At 52.0% G+C, this 21,534-nt stretch carries 19 protein-coding genes; 3 read left to right on the plus strand and 16 right to left on the minus strand.

Annotation, left to right across the window (positions count from 1 at the left end):
* Positions 1-130: 130 nt before the first annotated feature.
* The 13 genes from ABD852_RS12120 to ABD852_RS12180 form a co-directional block, all read right to left on the minus strand.
* Positions 131-1,198 (minus strand): dihydrodipicolinate synthase family protein, encoded by a 1,068-nt coding sequence (locus tag ABD852_RS12120; protein ID WP_345029094.1) that lies wholly within the window; start codon positions 1,196-1,198, stop codon positions 131-133.
* Between the two features lie 13 nt (positions 1,199-1,211).
* Positions 1,212-2,228 (minus strand): NAD-dependent epimerase/dehydratase family protein, encoded by a 1,017-nt coding sequence (locus tag ABD852_RS12125; protein ID WP_345029098.1) that lies wholly within the window; start codon positions 2,226-2,228, stop codon positions 1,212-1,214.
* Between the two features lie 17 nt (positions 2,229-2,245).
* Positions 2,246-3,463 carry an Nramp family divalent metal transporter gene (locus tag ABD852_RS12130; protein WP_345029101.1) on the minus strand — a complete coding sequence of 406 codons (1,218 nt, stop codon included), beginning with the start codon at positions 3,461-3,463 and terminating at the stop codon, positions 2,246-2,248.
* Positions 3,464-3,521: 58 nt separating this feature from the next.
* A complete protein-coding gene (locus tag ABD852_RS12135; protein ID WP_345029104.1) occupies positions 3,522-3,920 on the minus strand; it encodes a high-potential iron-sulfur protein in 399 nt (132 codons plus the stop codon).
* Positions 3,921-4,033: 113 nt separating this feature from the next.
* A complete protein-coding gene (locus tag ABD852_RS12140; protein WP_345029106.1) occupies positions 4,034-6,139 on the minus strand; it encodes a PVC-type heme-binding CxxCH protein in 2,106 nt (701 codons plus the stop codon).
* A gap of 55 nt (positions 6,140-6,194) precedes the next feature.
* On the minus strand, positions 6,195-7,223 hold the full coding sequence (locus ABD852_RS12145) for a Kelch repeat-containing protein (protein ID WP_345029109.1): 1,029 nt from the start codon (positions 7,221-7,223) through the stop codon (positions 6,195-6,197).
* Positions 7,224-7,242: 19 nt separating this feature from the next.
* Positions 7,243-8,034: a ThuA domain-containing protein gene (locus tag ABD852_RS12150; RefSeq protein ID WP_345029111.1), complete on the minus strand. Its 792-nt coding sequence runs from the start codon at positions 8,032-8,034 to the stop codon at positions 7,243-7,245.
* A gap of 2 nt (positions 8,035-8,036) precedes the next feature.
* Complete coding sequence (locus tag ABD852_RS12155; RefSeq protein WP_345029114.1) at positions 8,037-9,092, minus strand: alpha/beta hydrolase; 1,056 nt, start codon at positions 9,090-9,092, stop codon at positions 8,037-8,039.
* A gap of 132 nt (positions 9,093-9,224) precedes the next feature.
* Positions 9,225-10,616 (minus strand): neutral/alkaline non-lysosomal ceramidase N-terminal domain-containing protein, encoded by a 1,392-nt coding sequence (locus ABD852_RS12160; protein WP_345029116.1) that lies wholly within the window; start codon positions 10,614-10,616, stop codon positions 9,225-9,227.
* A gap of 13 nt (positions 10,617-10,629) precedes the next feature.
* Positions 10,630-12,384 (minus strand): alpha/beta fold hydrolase, encoded by a 1,755-nt coding sequence (locus ABD852_RS12165; RefSeq protein ID WP_345029119.1) that lies wholly within the window; start codon positions 12,382-12,384, stop codon positions 10,630-10,632.
* A 92-nt stretch (positions 12,385-12,476) separates the two neighbouring features.
* The gene (locus tag ABD852_RS12170; RefSeq protein WP_345029122.1) at positions 12,477-13,268 is read right to left on the minus strand and encodes a ThuA domain-containing protein; all 792 of its coding nucleotides are present in this window, start codon (positions 13,266-13,268) and stop codon (positions 12,477-12,479) included.
* A gap of 92 nt (positions 13,269-13,360) precedes the next feature.
* Entirely contained in the window at positions 13,361-14,731 is a 1,371-nt protein-coding gene (locus ABD852_RS12175) for a hypothetical protein (protein WP_345029124.1), read from the minus strand.
* Between the two features lie 39 nt (positions 14,732-14,770).
* Complete coding sequence (locus ABD852_RS12180; RefSeq protein WP_345029127.1) at positions 14,771-16,129, minus strand: hypothetical protein; 1,359 nt, start codon at positions 16,127-16,129, stop codon at positions 14,771-14,773.
* A 281-nt stretch (positions 16,130-16,410) separates the two neighbouring features.
* On the opposite strand from ABD852_RS12180, the gene ABD852_RS12185 reads away from it, so the two are divergent.
* Positions 16,411-17,409, plus strand: coding sequence for an aspartate-semialdehyde dehydrogenase (locus ABD852_RS12185; RefSeq protein ID WP_345029130.1), 999 nt, complete (start codon positions 16,411-16,413; stop codon positions 17,407-17,409).
* Positions 17,410-17,648: 239 nt separating this feature from the next.
* Here ABD852_RS12185 and surE read toward each other — a convergent pair whose 3' ends face one another.
* A complete protein-coding gene (surE, locus tag ABD852_RS12190; protein WP_345029132.1) occupies positions 17,649-18,413 on the minus strand; it encodes a 5'/3'-nucleotidase SurE in 765 nt (254 codons plus the stop codon).
* A gap of 96 nt (positions 18,414-18,509) precedes the next feature.
* Between surE and ABD852_RS12195 the strand changes: the two genes are divergently transcribed.
* The gene (locus tag ABD852_RS12195) at positions 18,510-19,415 is read left to right on the plus strand and encodes a diacylglycerol/lipid kinase family protein (protein ID WP_345029133.1); all 906 of its coding nucleotides are present in this window, start codon (positions 18,510-18,512) and stop codon (positions 19,413-19,415) included.
* A gap of 42 nt (positions 19,416-19,457) precedes the next feature.
* On the opposite strand, the gene ABD852_RS12200 is transcribed toward ABD852_RS12195, so the two are convergent.
* On the minus strand, positions 19,458-19,715 hold the full coding sequence (locus ABD852_RS12200; RefSeq protein WP_345029140.1) for a hypothetical protein: 258 nt from the start codon (positions 19,713-19,715) through the stop codon (positions 19,458-19,460).
* Positions 19,716-19,838: 123 nt separating this feature from the next.
* A complete protein-coding gene (locus tag ABD852_RS12205; RefSeq protein WP_345029145.1) occupies positions 19,839-20,378 on the minus strand; it encodes a YciE/YciF ferroxidase family protein in 540 nt (179 codons plus the stop codon).
* 712 nt (positions 20,379-21,090) lie between these two features.
* Between ABD852_RS12205 and ABD852_RS12210 the strand changes: the two genes are divergently transcribed.
* Positions 21,091-21,387: a hypothetical protein gene (locus tag ABD852_RS12210; RefSeq protein WP_345029149.1), complete on the plus strand. Its 297-nt coding sequence runs from the start codon at positions 21,091-21,093 to the stop codon at positions 21,385-21,387.
* The last annotated feature ends 147 nt before the right edge of the window (positions 21,388-21,534 follow it).

Raw genomic sequence — 21,534 nt, forward strand, 5'->3', positions numbered from 1 at the left:
GGGTGTCACAAAGCATTACGCCGCGTTTCCCGGAAGTGTTACAGGTACCGGGCGGATAAAAAAATTTCGGCCGGACATTGTCCGGCCGAAATATGCAACTACCATCTATTGAAAAAAGCTAAATCGATTCTTATCTGGCAACCATTTGACTGTCGGTTTGTAACCATTCCTTTACGAAATCGTCGTCTATCAGGTGCGGATAGTCATTTGATACCCGCCGGATTTCTTCAAGCTGACCGGGAGAGAGGTCTTCATTGGGATTAAGACACCAGATCCCGTCAAGTAACCCCTGCTGGTAAAGCACCTGGTGGACGCCCGCAATACATCCGTGAAACCCATGGAACGGATCGAAAATGGCTGCGTTCATATCGGTCACCTCGATGTTCCTGGTCAGGAATTCCGAGTTGTCCGGGTAACCGGCAGCGATGTGTGCCTTGATATCTTTCAGCAGGGTAACCGCTTTACCGGTCCAGGCGGCCCAGTGGCCGAGCAACCCGCCGACGAACCTTTTCTCAACCTGTTTGCCCGCTACATTGAAGCGGTAAACGGTAAGGAGATCATTGACGATATTGTCGTCGTTACCGGTATAAAGGGCTATTTCATCTTTCCTGTTTGATGCGCAAACAGCCCTGACCACATCGATCGTCTGGTACCTGTTGAAAGAAGCGACTTTGATCCCCAGTACATTCGGCGTATCGGCGAATGCTTTCCAGAAATCGTAGCTGAACGCCCGGCCACCGATGGTGGTTTGCAGGTAAAAGCCGAAAACAGGCATTTTTTTGGCAATGGTAGCGACGTGCTTCAGTACTTCTTCCTCCGTTTCTGTTTTGAAGGCGGCCATGCCCAGGAGAACCATGTCATAGCCGTATTTTTTAGCAAGCTCGGCTTCTTTCAGCGCCTGTTCGGTTTTGCCGACCACGCCCGCAATTTTGAGGAAAGGGCGCTTTAAATCGGCCGCATCCACTTCTTCTGCCGCCAACCTCAGCACCGGTTCAAAAAGGTTATGCTCCGCATCCCGGATTTCGAACTGGGTGGTATGGACTGCAACTGCAACACCGCCGGCACCGGCCGCCATATAGTAGCGGGTCAATCTTCGTTGTTTTTCTTCGTCCAGCTCACGGTTCTCGTTCAGTGCCAACGGGTGCGCCGGAATTACGGTTCCGGAATACAGAAGTTCCTTTTTCTCTTCGCTTAACATGTTCTCTTTAATATTAAAATTGGCCCTTCCGCTCCTGGAAGTGTGTCGGTTTGTTAATAGTTTCTCCGCCTTCCAGCAACCAGGTAGCGGTGATATCAATCATTTGTTTCAGACTTACTCTTGGGTAGCCGAACAGTTTAAACGATTCGGCGGCGTTGCTGAGCAGGGCCGAAGTCTGCGGTTCGCCTGTATACTGGGGCGTCTTGCCGAATTTCTTGCCGAATTCTTCCGCCAGCCACTTCACTGATACTGTTTCAGGGCCGGTTGCGTTCAGCAATTTGGGCGGGGAAGCACAGTGAAGCAGCGACCGGATCGCGGTTTCGTTAGAATCGCTTTGCCAGATTACGTTTACAAATGCTGTAGTGAGGTCGATCGGCTTGTCAGCAAGCACTGATTTTGCTACCTCAAGGAGAACACCATACCTGAAATCGATGGCATAATTAAGGCGGTAAATCAGTACCGGCGTACCGTATTTCAGCGAGAAGTGTTCAAACATACGCTCACGTCCCAGGCATGACTGGCCGTACTCGCCTACCGGGCTGGGTTTTACATCTTCACTGGCGCCGCCGGAAGTGATGTCTACAAAGGGGTAGACATTCCCGGTGGAGTATACCACGATCCTGCTGTTTTTGAACTTTTCCGCCACGCGACCGGGAAGATAGGCGTTCATTGCCCAGGTGTATGACTCCTTGTCTTTTGTTCCGAATTTGGTACCGGCCAGATACAACACGTTGGCTACTTCGGGGAGCGCCTGAAGTTGTGCATCGTCAAGAATATCGGCCGAAATAGTTTCTATACCGTCGGCTTCAAGCGATTCGCTGAGGCCGGCCTCACTAAATCTTGAAACTCCTATTACACGGTTGGTTTTGCCTGCCAGTTGAAGTGCTTTTTTTGTAAGACGTGCAATGCTGGGGCCAATTTTCCCGCCTGCACCCAAAATTAAAACATCGCCTTCCAGTTGGGATATATCTTGAACAAGCGCATCAGATGGCGTTAAAAAACGTTCCAGCAAGTTGCTAATTTGGGTCATAAACTATTGTATTTATTTTATTTAAGAAACAATTCCTTGATATTGATTAAAGCCAGCGTGATGATGAGAATCAGGCCGGCCAGACCGGCGATTTTATAAAAGGGAGTATTCACCTTGTCGCCCATGATTGATTTGTCGTTCGAGACAATGTACATGGCAATCCCGATAAACGGTACGACGAAAATGGTTACACTCTGCGCAAACACGATCAGTTCCAGCGGGAGTCCGCCGAAAGAAAGGGCGACTCCTGCACCTACGACCATTACCAGTGCGGTGGCGAGGCGTACGGATTTTGATCCGAAGCTGCTGCCATAACCCATCGCATCGCTCAGGAGCGTACCCCCGACGGATGCGTTTCCGATCAGCGAAGAAAATGCCGCACCGAACAGGCCGATCAGGAAGAGGGTAGAAGCATTATGCCCAAAAATTGGTTCAAGCGCTTTTGCCATGTCCGAACCGGAATTCACGGTTAGTCCTTTCGGGTTCAGAACCGCAGCGGCGCAGATGATAACAATGGCACTCATTACGCCGAGCAAAAGCGTGCCGGTCAGACTGTCATTTTTTGCGTTTTTCAACGCCGGGTTCAGCCTGACCCGCTCCTGAATGAGGTAAGACTGGTAAAGTGCGCCCACGATAGAGAAACATGAAGCAACAAAGGCAATCAGAAGCCCAAGCGCCCCGTCGGGTATAGACGGGATCACAAAACCTTTTGCAATGCTTACCGGGCTGGGCTGAGACAGCACGAACACGGTAATAAAGGAGAATAACATCAACAGGATGAGCGTGATCATGGTCTTCTCCAGAACGGAATAAAACTTTCTGAAAAAGAGCAGCCCGATCGCGATTGCCGTGCAGCCAAGGAGCCAGGGTTTGGGAGATGTGCCGGTGAGCTCACCGAGCGCAATTCCGACTCCGATGGAATTACCGGCCTGGAAAGAAGTGGAAACCAGGAAAACGCCGACTCCAAGCGCTAAAGCAGGAGTTTTGCCCCACTTCCTGCGTACAATCTGCAGGAGTGAAACGTCAGCCGCCGCGCCTATTCTCGTCGCAATTGCGGCGAATACGGCCATAAAGAAGATTGCCACAGCGACAATCCACAGCATGTCATATCCGTACAACGCTCCGAGCTTGGAGGTGATGGTGAGCTTACTGGGGCCAAACACCAGGGCCGCTGTGATCAGGCCGGGCGTAATGGTGTGAACCCATTTCAGGAAGGTATTTGAATTGTTACTCACTTTCGTTTTTTATTTGGTACCCGGAGTTCGTCCGGGATTGGTGGTCAATGTGCCGGGATCAGACAGCGGGGTCGGCCCAATAGGTACAGTAGGCGTCTTTGAAAACGGGCCCCTTGAAAAGCTGGCATCCACCGCAGTTTGCGTCTGCCTGTCCGGGAACAAACAGCTTACAGTTTTCGCACAGGTTTTCAGGTATTGGCGATTTTTCCACATAGCCCAGTGCCTTCCGTTTCTCCAGTTCTGACGGTTCTACTTTTGAAAAATCAGTACAGGGGTCAGTGCCTGCGGCCTGCGGAGCGGTTTCAGTGGCTTCGGCAGGCGGCGTTGCTTCGGTCTTAGCGTCCTGTTTTTTCTCTCCGCCGCAACTGGCCAATAAACTACCGGCGCCAAGCAACAGCGCGCCGTTCCCCAGGAGGTTGGAACAAAAAGTCCTTCTGCTAAACTTACTAGTATTCATTTGGGTAATGGATGGTTTGAGGTGTGAGCCGTGAGGTATGAGCCGTGAGGTTTGAGGTGTGAGCCGTAAGGGTTGGGATTGAACCTCACACCTCACGACTCATACCTCACCCCTTACTTCAATTTCCCCAGAGAGGCTTTCAAATCGTCAGAAGCCTTGGCCGAGGCGCTTTCAATGGCTTTCTTTATGGAAGCCGATTGCTTGACAGCGTCGGGTGTTTTGGCAAAGCCTTTTTCAAGGCCCTGAGCAATATTCTTTTGAACGGCTGCGTCAAACTGGCTCAACCCGTTGAGCAGGCTGGTCAGTTCGCCGCTGTTGCCGCGTGCGGCCACTACATAGGCAAGATCTTCGGCAAATTTCGCGAGGTCAGCATTCCCGCTAAAACCGGGTTGTTTTGCCACATAGTTCAGGAACTCCAGTGATGACCCTGTATTTGAGGTAAGCACGGCAGTCCGGTACAACGGTTGTGTAGCATACTTGACGAGCGTCTGCGCCAGCGCTTCCTGAACTTTTGCACCCTGGAACTGCCCGAGGCTTAATGCTACCTGCAGCGCAACGCGATCATCTGCGTCTTTTGCAAGCTCCAGGAGGTCAGGCAGGTTTTGAGCGTACCGCTCCGACAGGATGGCGCCGTGAATTCTGACGCCCGGGTTTTCATCTTTCATGGCTGCTTTTGCCATGCCGGCATCCAGCCCGCCAAGAGACTCGACCAGATAAAGCGAAAGCAACCGGGTACGGGGATCTTTGTGGGTTTCAAACTGTGCTTTCAACGCAGGGATTACGGATTTGTCCTGTCTTTCCAGGATCAGACGCTGGGCAGTTGTACGCCACCATTTGTCCGGGTTGCCGAGCACTTCAACCAGCTCGGCTGTCGTTTTTGAACCCAGGTTGATACCTTTCAGCTCTTTTTTAGGTCCGTTTGTGGGGAAAATCCGGTAAATTCTACCCAATTCTTTCCCGGCTTCGAAGTCCATATCGGCTTTAAGGTCATCCGGGATCGATACGGGGGTCTCGATGTGCTGCAGGTACATGTCCACCACGTAGAGGTAGCCGTCGGGTGCACTGTAAAGCGTGGTCGGGCGGAACCAGGAGTCGGTAGAAGCCAGGAATTCCCGGGTTTCTTCGCCTTTGCCGCGGGTAGCTTCAAACTCGGCCTTCCCGGGATTGGTTTTCAGAACGGTACGGTGAACGAGGTTACCGGCCACCTCCCCGGTGAAGATAGAACCATAATATTCTTCAGGAAATCCGTCGCCACCGTAGAAGGTACCGCCGGAAGCTCCGGTGAAATGATCTTCCGCCCATTCGACCCTGTCAAGCCCGAGCGAGTCGTAGTTGTGTTGTCTGCGTGCACTGCGCTGCGCCCTCCATGCAGGAGGAGGCGTTTGCTGGTACATGACGTCGTCTTCGTAAATCTTGACGCTGCCGCGGGTCGAGGGAAGGAACGGGTTCCTTTTCAGGTAACGGCCCTGGATCGGTGCCTGCTGGATATAAAGTGTATTCTGCGAGAAAAACCGGTTGCCCCAGTCGTCAATCGCAAGCCCGAATTGCCCGTTCCCGGATTCGGTCTCAAATTTATCGTTATCAAGCCTGAAGCGGAAATCGCCGCCACCCACATTGAGTGGCCCCGCAGCCGGGTTGCTGGTCCTGGTAACCTTACCGGCCTGACCATTGTTGTTGGCATAAATCCAGTTGTCTACACCAAGGCGGAAGCTGGTGATCTGGGCTTCAGAGTTGCGGTCGAAGAAGCCGGTGAACAGGACTTCCTTGATGTCTGCTTTGTGGTCGCCGGTAGTGTCTTTCAAAAAGAAAATCCGGGGTGCCGCCGCAACTAGCACGCCGCCTTTCCAGGGGAACACGCTGGTCGCGCTGGGGAGCCCTTCGGCAAATACAAAAGCAGTGTCGATTTTCCCGTCGGTATTCAGGTCTTTCAGGAACTTAATCCGGCCTCGTGGCTGGGTAGTATCAGCCTGAAAAGGGTAATCCGCCATTTCTACCACAAACACGTCACCATTTTCATCAAATGCCATGTCGACGGGTGAACTTACATGAGGCTCGGTGGCAAAAGGCTCTATCGAAAAACCTTCTTTCAGCTCAAATTTCTTGAGGGCATCTTCCACCGACAGTCCCGCGGGGTACTTGGGTGGCTCCTGGCAAGAGGCCAGCATCAACACGGCGGCAGCCAAAGGGAAGGCGGCTGTAACTTGGGTATTTTTGCGCATTTTTTATTTTAAATTAATAGGTCGATACTGCTTTGATTCGCGTATTTGGTTAGGTTTATTTTTCAGGATTCCACTTTTTGGGCAAGGACAAAGACCACACGTCATTGACGAGAGGCGGGGTCATACCGCCACCGATCCAGAGTTTATCGTCAAAAACGAAAGTGGCTTGTGCATGTCGTTCCTTCCATGCCTGGCCGGATTTATATTGGGTCCATTTTACTCCGTCTTCGGTGTACCAGGCGTCGTCCCAGTTTTTCGACGGGCTATTGGACCAGCCTCCCAGTATCCACAGGCGGTCCCGGTAGACGGCGCTGGTAAACCAGAGCCTTTCATGCCAGGGAGCCTTTTCAGTGAGCTGTTTCCAGTTTTTTCCGTCTTCCGACACCCACACGTCATTGCGTGCCTGGTAGGCAGGCGTGTAGTTCCCACCGGCCATCAGGTACAATTTTCCCTTAAAAACCGCTACCTGGTGATAGGCCCGCGGCGCCCAGGGAGCGTTTTCGAGCACGCGGGTCCAGGACTTGCCGTCCTTTGATACCCACACGTCATTTTTCAGGCTTTTCTCATCACCAAAATAATAGTTCTCGGAACCGCCGAAAATCCATAACTTGTTCTTGAATTCAACGATTGCCCCAGCCAGCCGGGGGGACCAGGCTGCTTTGCCTTCGGATTTCCATTGAGCGCCGTCTTCGGATGACCAGATTTCATTGCCTGCTTCATGCCCTGGAAGACGGCCGTTGTACCAGCCGCCCATCATCCACATCCGTTTTTTAAATGCGACCGCCATCGGGAAGTCACTGTGTTTCCACGGGGCATCGGCAGTCACCAACTCCCAGTCTTTCCCGTTGTTGGAGCGCCATACATCACGCGGGGGAGCGGCATTGGAAGTAAACCAGCCGCCTAGTATCCACATGCTGTTATTGAAAACCAGCTGGCCCTGCGAATCACGGGGCTGCCATTGTGCGGCCTTTGTTTCGAGATTCCAGGTTTGGGCAATTACCGGGCAAGCCGTACAAGCTGCCGCAATTGCTGCTGCAAGCGCTGTATGTTTAAAGAGGCTTCCCGATTTATTGATCTTACCCATTGTTATTGTTTTACCACTGTTATTCCGCTGCCCAGGTCAGTGCATTTACGAGCAACTGCCTGAATTGAGATTCCGCAAAATCGTGCGGATACCCCAGGGAGGTATAAAAAACTTTTCCGCCGTAGTCGTTCCTGCGGGTCCAGGCAGCGGGCTCCTTTACATTGGGCGTGCTGCCGGTCAGCAAAACGACGGCTTTCGGATCTATCAGCGGGCTCACCTTATAGGTTGAGCCCTTGCTTTTCCAGGGATTGGCCGAGATCCCTTTGAGAATAGGATGGCTGGCATTTTCAGGTTTCACTTCTACCAATGTCCCCAGCGGCTCCGGCTCATACCCCTTGTTTTCATGCCCCAGGATGTCGGGCACAAATCCCCACCAGGCTTCGTGTCCCGGTACCGCCAGTTTTTCTCTAACAGAGAATCCATGATTGGCTGTCCGGATACCCACCACCGGCTTTCCGGACCGGATAAAAGCTTTTATTTTTTCCATCTGGTCATAGGGGAGCGCAATGCGGCGACAAAAGATTACCAGTACATCAGCCTTGCGAAGGGCCTCCAGATTGCCGAATCTGAAGTTTTCATGCGGGCCGCTGCCTTTGAGCACGGTAGTAGTAAACCGCCCGGTTTTTTGCAGGCTGTCTGCAAAAGGCGGAATGGTGATATGCGCTTCGTAGTTGAGCGGATCTTCACTGATCAGGAATACCAGGTGGGGTTTCTTTCCCGCCTTTTGCGCTGTTGAAGAAGTGGCAGAAGACAGACCCAGTACCACGGTCAACAGGCAGGAAATCAGGCGAAAGGCTGAAAAACTTGTCATGCTTATTTTTTTAGTAGAGAATCCAATTTTCGATACGCCATTTCCCTTATTTCTACCGGGAAGTCGTGACCTGCTTCCGGGTAGTGGACTTCGAGATTTTGCGGAACACCTAGTTCCCTGTAGGCGGCTTTCACGTTTTCTATTCCTTTTTTTATGCCTTCCAGGTTGAAATTGCTGTCGTTGACCGGTGAGTTGGAAAAGAAGTAGCGCGGAGCGATCGCCTCGATGACGTCGTCAAAATCAAAAGGCATTTTGTCGGGATCCAGGCCATACTGCGTTTTGACAAGCGGCATGTACCGATCCTGCGCCCAGGGACCCAGCGGTCCGCCGTGTTTTTTAGTGACTTCTGCACCGGCGTTGTAATAATGGAAAAGCGTCCAGCCACAACTTGCCACCACGATCTTTACCCGCTCGTCAAAGGCGCCCAGGAACATAGCGTTGTGGCCGCCCAGGGAGTGTCCGAGCACGCCGAGCTGACCGGGGTCGACGTCGGGCCGGGATTGCAGGTAGTCCAGGCAGCGCATGTGGTTAAAAATGGCCTGCATAGTGCCGGACTGGAACCGGTCTTTTTCAAAATTATGTTGTTTCAGGTCGCCGAAACTCGGGTAATCCGGAGCCAATACCACGTAGCCGCGATGCGCCAGTTCTGTGGCATGTGCCCGGTTAGGACGGGCAGTGGCACTGTCAAGCAGGTGTTTCCCGAGGTCTCCCGTACCATGCAGGGCCAGTACCGCCGGGGTTTTGGCACCTGCAGGCCGGTGCTTGGGTACGTAAAGTAGCGCAGGTACTATTTCGCCCGGAAAAGATTGAAGGTGAATGGTATAACGATCAAATTTCGGTGTCGATAACGAGTCTCTTACGATTGCTACCGGAACAGGAAGACCTGAGCGGTCGGGAAGAGGCCCCATGACCTTTTCCATGTTTTTGAGGGTTTCTTTCCGCTTCGCCGCCCATTTTTGTTCGGCTTGTTTGAGCGCCCTGGGATTGGCTCCGTTTTTTCGCTGCGCCACAGCTTTCCCGCCGCCGGCTATCCAGCAGCAGAGAAGGATAGCAAGCATTTTAAGTTGGAAATCGGAAATCAGTGATCGGAAATCGGATGTCGGAAATCGGAAATCAGGCGTGCAAACGGGCCGCTTTCCGATCTCCGGTTTCCAACCTCCCATAAATCCATTATAACTAAGCATACGGTGTTATTTGGATGGAATACGCACATTTTCGTCAAGTAACCGGACGGCAGCTTCAATCAGGATCAGGCCGGCATCGTCCTCACCGACAGTTCCGGACTCCATTTCATAGCCTCCCTTCGATTTTTCTCCCGGAGGAGCGACGTAGTGAACGCCGTTTCCGTTGGAGTAGCCAAGCACCAGCGTGTGCGGAAATGGTGAACGTTTCCGTATCGAAGCTCCCATATCGGTAAGCGGTTCCCCCGGAAGGGTAACCAGGGCAAGCGGACCGATGGCAAGCGCCTGAACTTCCGCCGGGACCAGGGCCAGCCCGGTACGTTCTTTCCCTTTTTTGTCGAGCGGGAGCGCGGCTTCGGCTCTTTCGATCCGTATGGAATCGGTCGCAATTTGTACGCTTAGCTCATAAGCCTTACTGGCGCGCTGCGCAACACCTGCCCCCATTTCGTTGACGGCCTCCCGGCCCCGTCGCCACGGGTTGATGTCCCCGGCAGCACCCTGAAGAAAAATGGCTTTCCCGCCCAGTTGCTTTTGGATTTGCTTGGTGGCTTCTCCCGGCCAGTCGGAAGAAATTTCATCGGAGTAAGGATATATGGCAACAGAATGCACCGACATATGGTAAAAGGAAGCGATGTTTTTCCCGTTCCTGTCTCTGAATGAAACCAGGCTCATCGTCCGGTCCATGGGGCCGTAATTACTGCCGTCAGTCAGCACCTCCGGCGCGTAGGCCTCATGTTTGAAGGAATAACCTTTCGGGATATCGTTTTTTATAACGCCCCATTTCGGCCTTACGGGCCTGCGGTTGTTGGCATAGGCCGAGATGTCCGCCTTACCTATCCATACCGTAGCGGGCTGTAACGAGTTGTCGGCTTCTTTGGCTGCGGCTACCACGTTTTCCAGCAGTTTGTTCATCCACTTTTTAAACGGCGGGTACTCATTCTGGGCCGGCATGTACCGGATCGCCCACCATGTGTCATTTTCTTTGCCCCGGTAGCCATTTTTGTAAACCGGCGCCCAGGGGGCGGAATGGGTATGGGTGGCTGTAACCAGGATATTGTCCTTCCGGGTTTTCAGCGCGCGGGAAACTGCTTCCCGAATCTCGTCGGTGGCGGATTCACCCGCATCTGTCAGGTCCAGGCTAACGACAACGGCTTTCGTTCTGCCGTCGGTAATCACCATTACCCGGGTGTGCAGCGGGTCGTTTACTTTCGGATAGGGCTTCCCGGTGACCCAGTTTTTTACCGCCAGGTCCGGAGTTATATCTTTTTCGCCGAAACCTACCGATAGTTGAACATTCTGCGCGCCCAGGTTTACCGACAGGAGCGCCGCACCGGCTGCCAGCACACCCGACCGGATTTTTTTTGCAGTTAGCCGCCTGAAGCGTTTCGCCCCTGTATTCATTATGGATTTCGGATTAGTCACTTTTTTTGGAAAGAATTTGGTCAATAAACTGGTACGCCTCTTCCCGCGCGGCGCCCGGGAATTCGTGGCCTGTCTCAGGATATCGTACCTGTAAACGATTTGGAACACTCAGGTAACTATATCCTTTTTCTGCGAGCCAGATACCCTCTTTTACTCCGGCTACATCAAAATTTTTGTCGCCTGTGGGAGAGCTTGAAAAAAACGCCCGCGGCGCAATCGCCAGGATCAGCTCATGATATTCAAACGGCTTTCCTGCACCATCCAGCCCGTACTTCGACCATAATGGCATGTATCGTTGCTGGGCAAACGGACCAAGCCGGCCGCCGTACCGTTCGGAAGCTTCCGGCCCTATATCATAGTAGTCCAGCTGAGTCCATCCGCAGCTGCTGACGGTTACTTTGACCCGCTCATCAAAGGCTGAAAGAAACATGGAATTGTGCCCGCCCAGAGAATGCCCGATGGCTCCTATGTTTTTATTATCTACAAAATCGAGTTGTTCGAGCAGGTCAATGCAGCGCATATGGTTGAATATGCCTTTCATCGTACCTGATTCATAGGCATCTTGTGTGAAGTCATAAGGTACACTTTCCCCGAAGCTCGGATAATCCGGGGCGATTACCACGTAACCTCTTGCGGCGAGTTCTTTCCCGTAACCCAGGGTTTGCCGGGATTTTTCGTAGGAGCCTTCACCGTCCACACTTTTTTTCCCGGCCGGATCGGTTTCATGAAGCGCGATCATAGCCGGTATTTTGTCCCCCTTTTTAATAGAGTTAGGGAGGTAAAGGTAGGCCGGAACCACTTCGTCGTCTTTAACTTTTACGCGGATATGCAACCGCGTGTATTTCGCGGTTTTGAGAGAATCGGTCACTTCATAGGCAGGCGCCGGAAGCTTGCGGTCCGGCAGGGGCCCCATTACGGATTCCATCCGCGCCCGGACCTGTTTGCGGTATGATTCCCATCTGGAAGCTTTGGGAAGCGTTATAGGTGCACCGTTCTGGTCTTTGCTGACCAGGATGTTCTTTTTGCCGGCCTTCCGCAACGCCAGTACCTTTTGAATCTCTGCGGCAAGTGATTCGGCAATGAGGCGGTGTCCTTCGTCGTTAGGGTGAAGGTAGTCCTCGAAGAGGGCGGATGCCGATTTTCCCGTCGATTGTTCAAATTTCTCAAAAGTTGCCTGGTTATTGACGAATCCGGTGTTGTATTTCCGCGCAATCTTTTCGACTTCGCTGATATATTCAAGAAGCCGTTCGTGCAAAAAATCCCGGTTTGCCGGCTTATAGCCATTGGTGGCCATCAGGACCACTTTTATACCGGCTGCCTGGAGGGTTTCCACCATGAAACTCATATTGTTCCGGAATTTCTCCAGCGGAATCCGAGAAGGATCTCCTGGTTTTTTGGTGTCAATGTAGGCGTCATTGGCGCCAAAGCCAATGATTACCAGGTCCGGGTGATGATCGAGGACCTGCGCCTGGAACCGGTTCTGGGCATGTTGAATATGAGCGGTCGGCCGGTTGTCAATCACCCGCCCGGAGTGGCTTCCGCCTACACCCGAATTGATGACAGTCGCATTGATTCCCCGCTCTTTCAGGAGTTCGGGCAACCTCTGCGCAAATACTTTTTGTACTGTTTTTCGCTGCGCTGTGATGGAATTTCCAAAAGCAACAATCCTTACATCGGAAGATTGTGCCTGAAGAAAGGACTGCGGGAAGAACATAAGTCCGGCGCAAACCAGCAAAATGGAAGTCATTTGCCGGGCGGCGGCCCTCAAAAACAGGTTTGGAACTGTTAGTGTTGCGCTACGCATAAAATAAGGAAAAAGGGTTTATGGTGCAGGGCAAATTAATGGCCCAATGACCAGTCAATGGCATTTTTTAACAACTGGATGAACTGTGGATTTTTAAAATCGTCCGGGTAGCCCAATGCCGTATAAAATACTGGACTGCCATCGGCGGTTTTCCGTGTCCAGGCAAACGGTTCCGTGACGTTCACAGTGCTGCCGGTCAACAGTACCGTTGCGGTCGTGTCGATCAGGGGCGCCACTTTATAAACCTGGCCGTTGCTGCGCCAGGGAAGGGCGGGGTCGATGCCTTTCAGGATCGGGTGGGTTACCTGCTCCGACACTACCTTTACATCGGTCCCCAGTTCTTCCGGCTCGTAGCCGCGGTTTTCACAACCCAGTATTTCAGGAACAAAGCCCCACCAATCTTCGTATCCCGGCGCTACGGTGTCCCGCACTGAGAAGCCATGATTGGCCGTTCGGAGCCCGATGAGAGGTTTTCCCTTTTTCAGATACCCTTTAATGAGCTGCATCTGCTCGGGCTTCAGGGCGAGGCGGCGACAGAAAACCACCAGCAGATCGGCGTCATTCAAGGCTTCCAGCCCCGGGAAATGGTGCGCTTCCAGCTTTTCACCTTCTCCCTTCAACACAGTGGTTTTGAAGTGCTGCTCTTCTGCCAGCTTTTGGGCAAACGGCGGAATGGTGGTGGTAGCTTTGTAATTAAGCGGATCTTCGCTGATCAGGAAAACAATGTGCGGAGGTTTTTCTTCCGTCTCTTTCGGTTTGGTCTGGCACGAAAGCGCACCGGCAAGCATGAGCACTAATCCGGCAATCTGAAAAAACAGTCTTTTCATTTGGGTGAAAGGTTTGAGTTGGTAGGTGTGAGGTATGAGGTGTGGGATGTGAGGGAGAACGCCCCTCATACCTCACACCTCATACCCCACACCTACTTTAATACTTTTTGGATGGCTGACATTAATACTTTTTCTGAGGCTGGAGCTACCATTGATACCCGCGGTTCAACTTCATACCCGCCCTGCGTGTAGGCGATTTGGGTGCCGATGTAGCCCTGACCGCCTTCGCCGTACCCGGCGGTACAGACTTCTTCTTCGGGACACAGCTTCTGCGCATTCAGTTGGTATTCCACAAACAGTTCCGACGGCAGATGCAGGAGCCGCACGCCGCCGAGCCGCAGTGAGCTGACCCGGATGCCGGCGCCTTTTTTCTGTTGTTCCAGCCAGGCCAGTTTCCTGGCGGCGCCAAAACGGGATGCAGCGGGCGAGCCTGTATCGTTCAGAATGTTTTGAAGTGAATCAACTTTCATGTGCGCAGCGGGGGGAAGCTGTACCAATTGGCTGCTCCAATTGTTTTGGGGAGACACCTCCCTTTTTTCCGTAGCGGCCCATGAAGCGGTCATCGCTTTCTCTATTCTTTCTGCGAGCACAGCGCGCATTGCCTGGCTGCCGTCGTTGTATTTCCCGGCTGCCACATTGCCTGCCGCGCCGATAAAAAATACCTGGGGAACGCCCGTGGTGGCTTCCCGGGCTTTGCGCGCCATACCGATGAACTCAGCGGTAACGTCACCTTTCCCGTAGTAGCTCTGCGGATGCGTAGCATAGTAGCTCAATGCAACAACGGCCTTGTCACCGGACCAGAAGCTGACACTTCTGAGCCACGGGTCAATCAGGCCTTCGGGTGCGGCAATGGCCTTGGGGTCAGTGGCGCTGCTGAATCTGACAATTGCCACTTTGCCGTCCGGGCCGAGGATCCGCCGGTTAGACGCCACTTTGTCGACCTTTGCCTTGCCGATCCCGATATGAGTAACCGGCTGAAGCCTTTTCATAGCCGAACTGACGGCGAGTGAGGCCTGGTCCATCACCCGGTTCAGGTATTTCATGTCATGGTGCTTTCCGCCCAGGCCATGTTTTTCCAGCAGTTTCTCCGTGGATATGTCGCACCTTGGGGTGTCATGCTGGTGGAGTACGTGAATGGACACGCGGTCAGCAGTGGTACCGGCCGCCTGTGCCAGTTTCTGAGAGAATTTGGTGAGGCCTTCGTTGGCAATTGTGATCCAGTCGACCGTGGCGAGAACAATGGGTTTTCCAATACCGGTCAGAACTACACCCCTGGCGCTCAGGGAGTCGGTAATGGACCGGGCAGGCGCATAGGCAACCGGGCTGCCTATTGGCGGAGTGGCGTCTGTTTCGAAATACGCGATTTTCAGGTCCGGGGGTTTTGATTCGGAGAAGCTTGTGGCTATGAGAATCAGGGTGACGAGGCTGCAAAATCCTGCGAGTGCGTTTTGAAACGGTAACATCGGCATCTGGGTTTAAGGTTAATAGGGCAGGGGAGCGATTCAAGGCTTCATTACGTCCCTGATGGCCCGGGTCAGTACGGCCTCGGCTTTCTCATTGGTTGCATTGACACGCCGGTCTACTTCGTAGCCGCCCTGGGAATAAGCTACAGATGTGCCGATATAGACCATACCCCCGTCTCCGTAGGCGGCGGTACATACTTTTTCTCCCGGGCGGTATTGTTGCGCCGCCAGCTGGTATTCGATAAAAGGTTCGCCGGGAAGCTGTAACAACCTGATTCCGCCCAGTTGCAGGGAGGTCACCACCACAGGTGCGTTGCGTTTATTTCTTTCCAGCCAGGCCAGTTGCCGGGCGGCTGCAAACCGGGTATTGAAATCTTTCGAGGTGTCGGCAAGCTGGTTTTTGAGTGAGTCTGCAACCATAAACCCGGCCAGAGGCAGCCGGAGCGGAGCTACCTGCCAGCTGATTTTTTCCGGCGCAGGTTGTTGTACGGTATTTTCGAACGCCTCATCGAGGGCTTTTTCAATTCTGTCGGCCAGTACCTGTCTCATTTCAGGGGAGCCGTTGTTGTATTTCCCGGCTGCGATGTTCCCCGCTGCCCCTATGAAAAAAAGCTGCGGGATACCGGACTTGTTGTGCCGGGCGTTCCTGGCCATCCCAATAAATTCCGGGTTCACGTCCCCTTGTCCATAGTAGCTTTGCGGATGGGTAGCGTAGTAGTTCAATACAACAATAGGCTTTCCGCTTCCGTCCCAGAAGCTCACGCTTTTCAGGAAGGGGTCGATCAGGCCTTCGGGCGCCTGTATAGCGGCGCTGTCTCTGGAACTGCTGAACCTGACAATCCTGACCTTTCCGTCAGGGCCCAGGATCCTGCGGTTAGACGCTACTTTTTCCACCTTAGCCTCGCCGAATCCCACCTTTTTTACCTCCTTGCTTTTGGGAAGCGCTCTTGCCAGGGCTTCAGCCGTTCTTCTCATACAGCCGTCAAGAAATTGCAGGTCAAACCTGATGCCGCCCAGTCCGTTGGCGGCAAGCGCTTTTTCCGAAGACTGGTCGCACCACGGCGTGTCGTGCTGATGAACAGTATGAACACTCACCCGGTCGGGGGTAGTGCCGGCAGCCTTGGCAAGGTAGTTCCTGAAAAGGTCGGAAGATTCGTTGGAAATCAGCAACCAGTCGACTACACACAGTACAATGGGTTTCTGGCCTTCAGGTGAAATTACAACACCACGGGCACTGAGGGAATCTACTATGGATCGGGTAGGCGCGTAGGCGACGGGGATGCCGACAGATGGAGTGACATCGGCCTGAAAATAGGCAATCTTAAGCCGGGGAGCGCCAAATCCGCATAGACTTGAGAGAATCAGGGCTGCGGTCAGCGCAAAGGAACGGGAGTTCATACGCGTTAAGACTTTAAAATTAAGACAAGGGTATCTCTGATACTGGGAATGTTAGGGTTGGAATGGGCCACGACCTTAACTTCATGACACTTACAGTATAGAATGCAAATGTTGGGGAAAGATACCCATTGTATCGGAACTTAGCGACCTTTACAAATATTGCGGGGTATTTCTCGGATACGAATATCAATTATCCATACCTTTGCACCAATTTTCAATAGTTCGGGTTGTGCAGGTAGAATTATCAATACAATTGTTCACTATTTATCGGTTAATGTAAAATGAAAATCGCAGTAGTTGGGGCTACCGGTCTCGTCGGTAGCGAAATCCTCAAAGTTCTCGAAGAACGTAACTTCCCGGTGACCGAGTTGTTGCCTGTTGCCTCGGAGCGTTCCGTTGGTAAGGAGGTGACCTTCAAGGGAAAGCAGTACAAGGTGGTGGGGTTTGAGGATGCCATAAAAGCCAAACCTGCCATTGCGATTTTTTCCGCAGGCGGCGGCACTTCCCTGGCGCTCGCGCCGAAGTTTGCTGAGGCAGGTATTACTGTGATCGATAATTCCTCTGCCTGGCGCATGGACCCTACCAAAAAGCTGATCGTACCCGAAATCAATGCGGATACCCTGACAGAATCGGATAAGATCATCGCTAATCCGAACTGTTCAACTATCCAGATGGTGCTGGTGTTGAACCCGCTACACAAAAAATACGGTGTGAAGCGGGTGGTGGTCTCTACCTATCAGTCGGTAACCGGAACGGGTAAAGCGGCGGTAGATCAGTTGTTTGCAGAGCGCAGCGGCGATCATGACGCACCGAAAGTCTACCCGCACCCGATTGACCTGAATGTGTTGCCTCATATCGATGTCTTTCTGGATAACGGGTATACCAAGGAGGAAATGAAAATGACCAACGAAACCAAGAAAATTCTTGGCGACAATACCGTGGCCGTCACGGCAACCACAGTACGGATCCCAACCATGGGCGGGCATTCGGAAGCTGTGAATATCGAGCTTGCCTCGGCGTTTGACCTGGACGAAGTCCGGCAATTACTCGCCGAGTCCGAAGGAGTGGTGGTCCAGGATGATCCCAAGAATGCCGTTTACCCAATGCCGCTTACCGCGCACGGAAAGGACGATACCTTCGTGGGGCGTATCCGCCGCGACGAAAGCCAGCCCAATACGCTGAACCTCTGGATTGTTGCTGATAACCTCAGGAAAGGAGCTGCTACGAACGCGGTACAGATTGCCGAATACCTGGCAAAAAAAGAACTGAAGGAAGCATAGCGATTTCAGCAGATACGGAGTTTACAAAAAAGTCTCCCGCTGTTACCTGCGGGAGACTTTTTTGCAAACTGAATCCTTTCGGGCCGGCGGCTTGTTGAAGGTCCGCCGGACGAAAGTACTGGCGTGGATATATAACTCTTTGTAAGAGTTGCATCAAAGTTAGATGGTATAATGCCGGCTCTTATCCTGTGGTATTCTGTAGATATTTTACCGTATCCCGATCAACAGTTTTACACACGTTAATGAGGAACCTCCGGCGTTACCACTTCAGGGACCGGATGTTTTTTCAACGCTGCGCTCAGTTCCTCTTCGCTGGTCAGATCCAGCCGCAGGGGAGTTATTGAAACGAAGCCGTTTTCGAGTGCCCAGCGATCAGAGCCTTTTTCTGCCGGCTCAAGAGGTTTTATGGTAAACCAATAATGTTTGCGCCCCATCGGGTCCTCGCCCGGTACGATGTACCCGTCATAATATTGAACGGATTGGCGGGTCCATTTAACGCCGGCCGGTCGGTAAGGAAAATTGACATTTACCAGCTTCATGTCTTTTTCTTCCAGCAACAGACTCAGGGTGCTTGCTATATAAGGTTCCAGCAATTCGAAATCCGGCTCGGCGTCTTTTGTGGGCGTACTGAACGCAATTCCCCTCAAACCGAGTAAAGTGGCCTGTTTCGCGGCTGCCAGGGTTCCTGAATGCCAGATGGCATTTCCCAGGTTGGGGCCCATGTTGATTCCCGAAAGAACAATGTCAATCTTGTCTATCAGGTGTGTTCCCAGCGCCACACAGTCTGCCGGTGTACCATTTACTTTATAGGCTTCAGCGCTTTCGATAAGGGACGGTACTTTCTTGTACGAAAGCGGCCGGCTGGAGGTGATGGCGTGTCCCATTGAGGATTGTTCCACATTGGGAGCGACTACTGTCACTTCTCCGAATTTTGCTGCAACGCCGGCGAGGGCGGCAATGCCAGGACTATAAATCCCGTCGTCATTGGTTACCAGAATCCTCATGCTACTTGTAGTTTAGTGACAAACTGGTAGACTAATGCGATCAAAAAGAATGCCAGGTATGCTTTTGCATAGATTGTATCAAAAAACTTCCCGCAAATGGATCTTGTCGTTTTGTTTCATAACCCCGAAGCGGGAAACTCAACCCACCCGGCTGCTGAGCTGGTTGTCAGGGTGGAGGAGTCAGGTTTTGCCTGTCACTGTGTATCCCTGAAGGACCCGGCGTGGGAAAGTTTCGACGTCAGCGCCAAAGTTCTGTTGGTAGCGGGGGGAGATGGTTCTATACGTGCTGTCATCGGGTCCCTGATTCGCCGCGTGCCCGAAGGACGCCCGCCTACGATCGGCATCATCCCGCTGGGTACGGCAAACAATATCTCCAGGACTTTTGCGATTCCCCGGGATCCCGAAAGGGCTATTGACCTGCTGCGGGAAAGTACGGCACGTAGCCTGGACGTCGGGAGAGTGGAAGGCCTTTCCCAGACCGACTTTTTTGTGGAGGGCATGGGGATAGGCGTCTTTCCCGCTTTGATCCGGAAAATGGACAAGATAGGTAATCCGGATGGCCCGGTAGATGAGCGGCTTGCTATTGCGCTCGAAATGCTGGCTGACATAGCCCAGACATTCGAACCCCTATCACTCGGAATAAAGGCAGATGGCGTCGTTTATGACGGGGACTATCTGTTGGTTGAAGTAATGAATACCCGTTCCATAGGGCCTAACCTCGTGTTGGCCGGAAATGCAGATCCTGGGGACGGTATTCTTGACCTGGTGCTGATTCCGGCGGCTCATCGCATGAAATTACTGCGGCACGTGCGCGCCATGCAGAATGGCCGGCCCGACGACTTTACCTATCTGCAAATTTCCGCCCGCGAAATTATTCTTTCCGTTCCGGCGACCTGGATGCATGTCGACGACGAAATCCTGAAATGTGAAGAAGGGGAATTAAACATACAAGTGGCTGAAGGCGTACTGAACATCCTGACGCCTTTGAAGAGAGATCGGTAAATCCGCATGACAGCAGGATTTCCTTAAAGGGATCTCCGTGTCTTAAGGTTGTTTGTCCTGCCCTGAATCCTGCTCTGCCGGCTTTTTCACCCGGACGGAGTCATGTTGTTCGGTACCCTGAATTCCCTGCGCGCGAGGGTCGCTGTCGCCGCGGATAAAAGTATCCTGGGTGGAAGTTGCAGACGTATCGTTGGCGTAACCCTCAAAACGTTGACTGGAGTTATGGTTGCCGCAGGAGGTGCACACCGCGCCTGCGGTCAGACATGCGGCGACGGCGGTCGCCCGGATTAGCATTTTCATAACAGTTGTGGTTGGTGAAACTTGTAAAAAATAAGGTCCAAGTGTTTTAAAAGAGTTCTGAGCATCGGGGCTGCCTGCCAGTTGCAGCCCCGATGCTCAGGTACTCACACGATGGTTGAGAATTTATTCTTTTAACGCAGACTCGTTTACGAAACTTTCTGCAATGCGGCTGAGCTTTTCATCAGCAGCTTTCTCTTCTTCCAGGATTTCGCCGAGCAGTGACTTCGCTTTTTTGTGTCCCATCAGGTCGGCAAAGGTCGCCAGTGAGCCATAGGATGCGATTTCGTAATGCTCAATTTTTTGTGCGCCCAGAATAAGCGCGGCATCTCTTACCATTGAGCCCTCCTTGTATTTGTCCATGAGATCGGTAGCTTCCTGAAGGAGGCTTTCCATTGCTTCGCACTTAACTGCACGGGGCGACTCGCCGATACTTTCAAATACCTCTTTTAGTTTTTGAACGTGCCCGGTAGTTTCGGAACGGTGGGTTTCCAGTACATCCGATAACTCTTTGGAAGTGGCGCCGGCCTGCATTTTAGAAAGGCTTTTATGCAGATGTTCTTCGGCCCACAAGGCGTCTCTCAACCCGTCGGTAAAGAGCTTATGCAAAGGATTGTTTTTCATTTGGCTTTCCCTGTCCGTTGATTTCATTTCTGAATTTTTCATAATCTTTTGGGTTAGTGAGTGAATGTGCCATGTGCCTTTTCCGGTACAGGCGGTTGGTTATTAGTATTTCAAAAGTCATTCCCTTTGACCTGGCAGGGGTGTTGTTCACTGGTATATCCGCGCCATTTATGTCTGCTTATCGAGGCTCAGGATATGGGGAATCAGAAAGAAAGGCTGTAATGAGGGTGTTATAACAAGAAGCCTGGTAAACAGGCGTTGTTTTTAGAAAGCGACTAATGTGCGCCCGATGGATGTGGGGGTATTCCCCAATTTGTTGAACCCTTGCGCATAACGCATCAAAGTCTTGAAGAGAACTATCTTCCGATTTTTTTTGTTCCCTATATAACTGGTAGAGAATAGGTTGAAAAGCCTGTTCTGAAAGCTCGTTCTAACGACACACTGGAAACGTTGAAGAAAAACTTACATAATTAAATCTGCGGACAGGACGGCAGAGGAGTGACTTTTCAAGCCGACCGACGATGATCTGCTCAAAGCAGAGGGAATTGGCAGAAGAATGCGAAATTAACACACACGTATATTTGGTGCGTTAATTAGCCGGCAGGCTACGGCTCTCTTTACTGTAAAGAGAAATTATGCGATTTACTTGGTTGAATTGTCGGGTTGTTAACAGTATTGGTATAGAGGCCTCACGGAGGTGACTGCTATATGACTTCGTATGCTATGTGTGACTTGGAATTTGGATTACATCGTTATGTTAAACACAACACTATTTTTTGTCCCATCCCGGAATGAAATACACAAAACAATTAAGCTGCTCCGGGAAAAGCTGGCCAGTAGCTCGTTGAGGGAGGCGTACAACGAGCCTACCCGGATTGGATATGAGGCAGCTCTTCATATTCTTAAAAACCGGATAAAGGATTATTCCAAGGTGCCGATCCTGGAATTGTCATATACCAAGTCAAGGGCAATTGCTTTATTGGCCGTCGACTACCTGAATGGCGCTTGCGACGGTGAGATTCTTCTTAAAGTACCCTACATAGAAGTGTGATAGAGGAATAGAATTTATTCCTTTCTTTTGAATACTTAACGAACGGAGTACACAAAGGTTTCGCCTCTGTGCTCTCAGTGGTTTTTATTTAACCGCAAAGGACGCGGAGTACGCAAAGGTTTATCGCCTCTGTGTTCTTGGTGCTCT

Source organism: Ravibacter arvi, assembly GCF_039540405.1.
In the GTDB taxonomy this organism is placed as follows: Bacteria; Bacteroidota; Bacteroidia; order Cytophagales; family Spirosomataceae; genus Ravibacter; species Ravibacter arvi.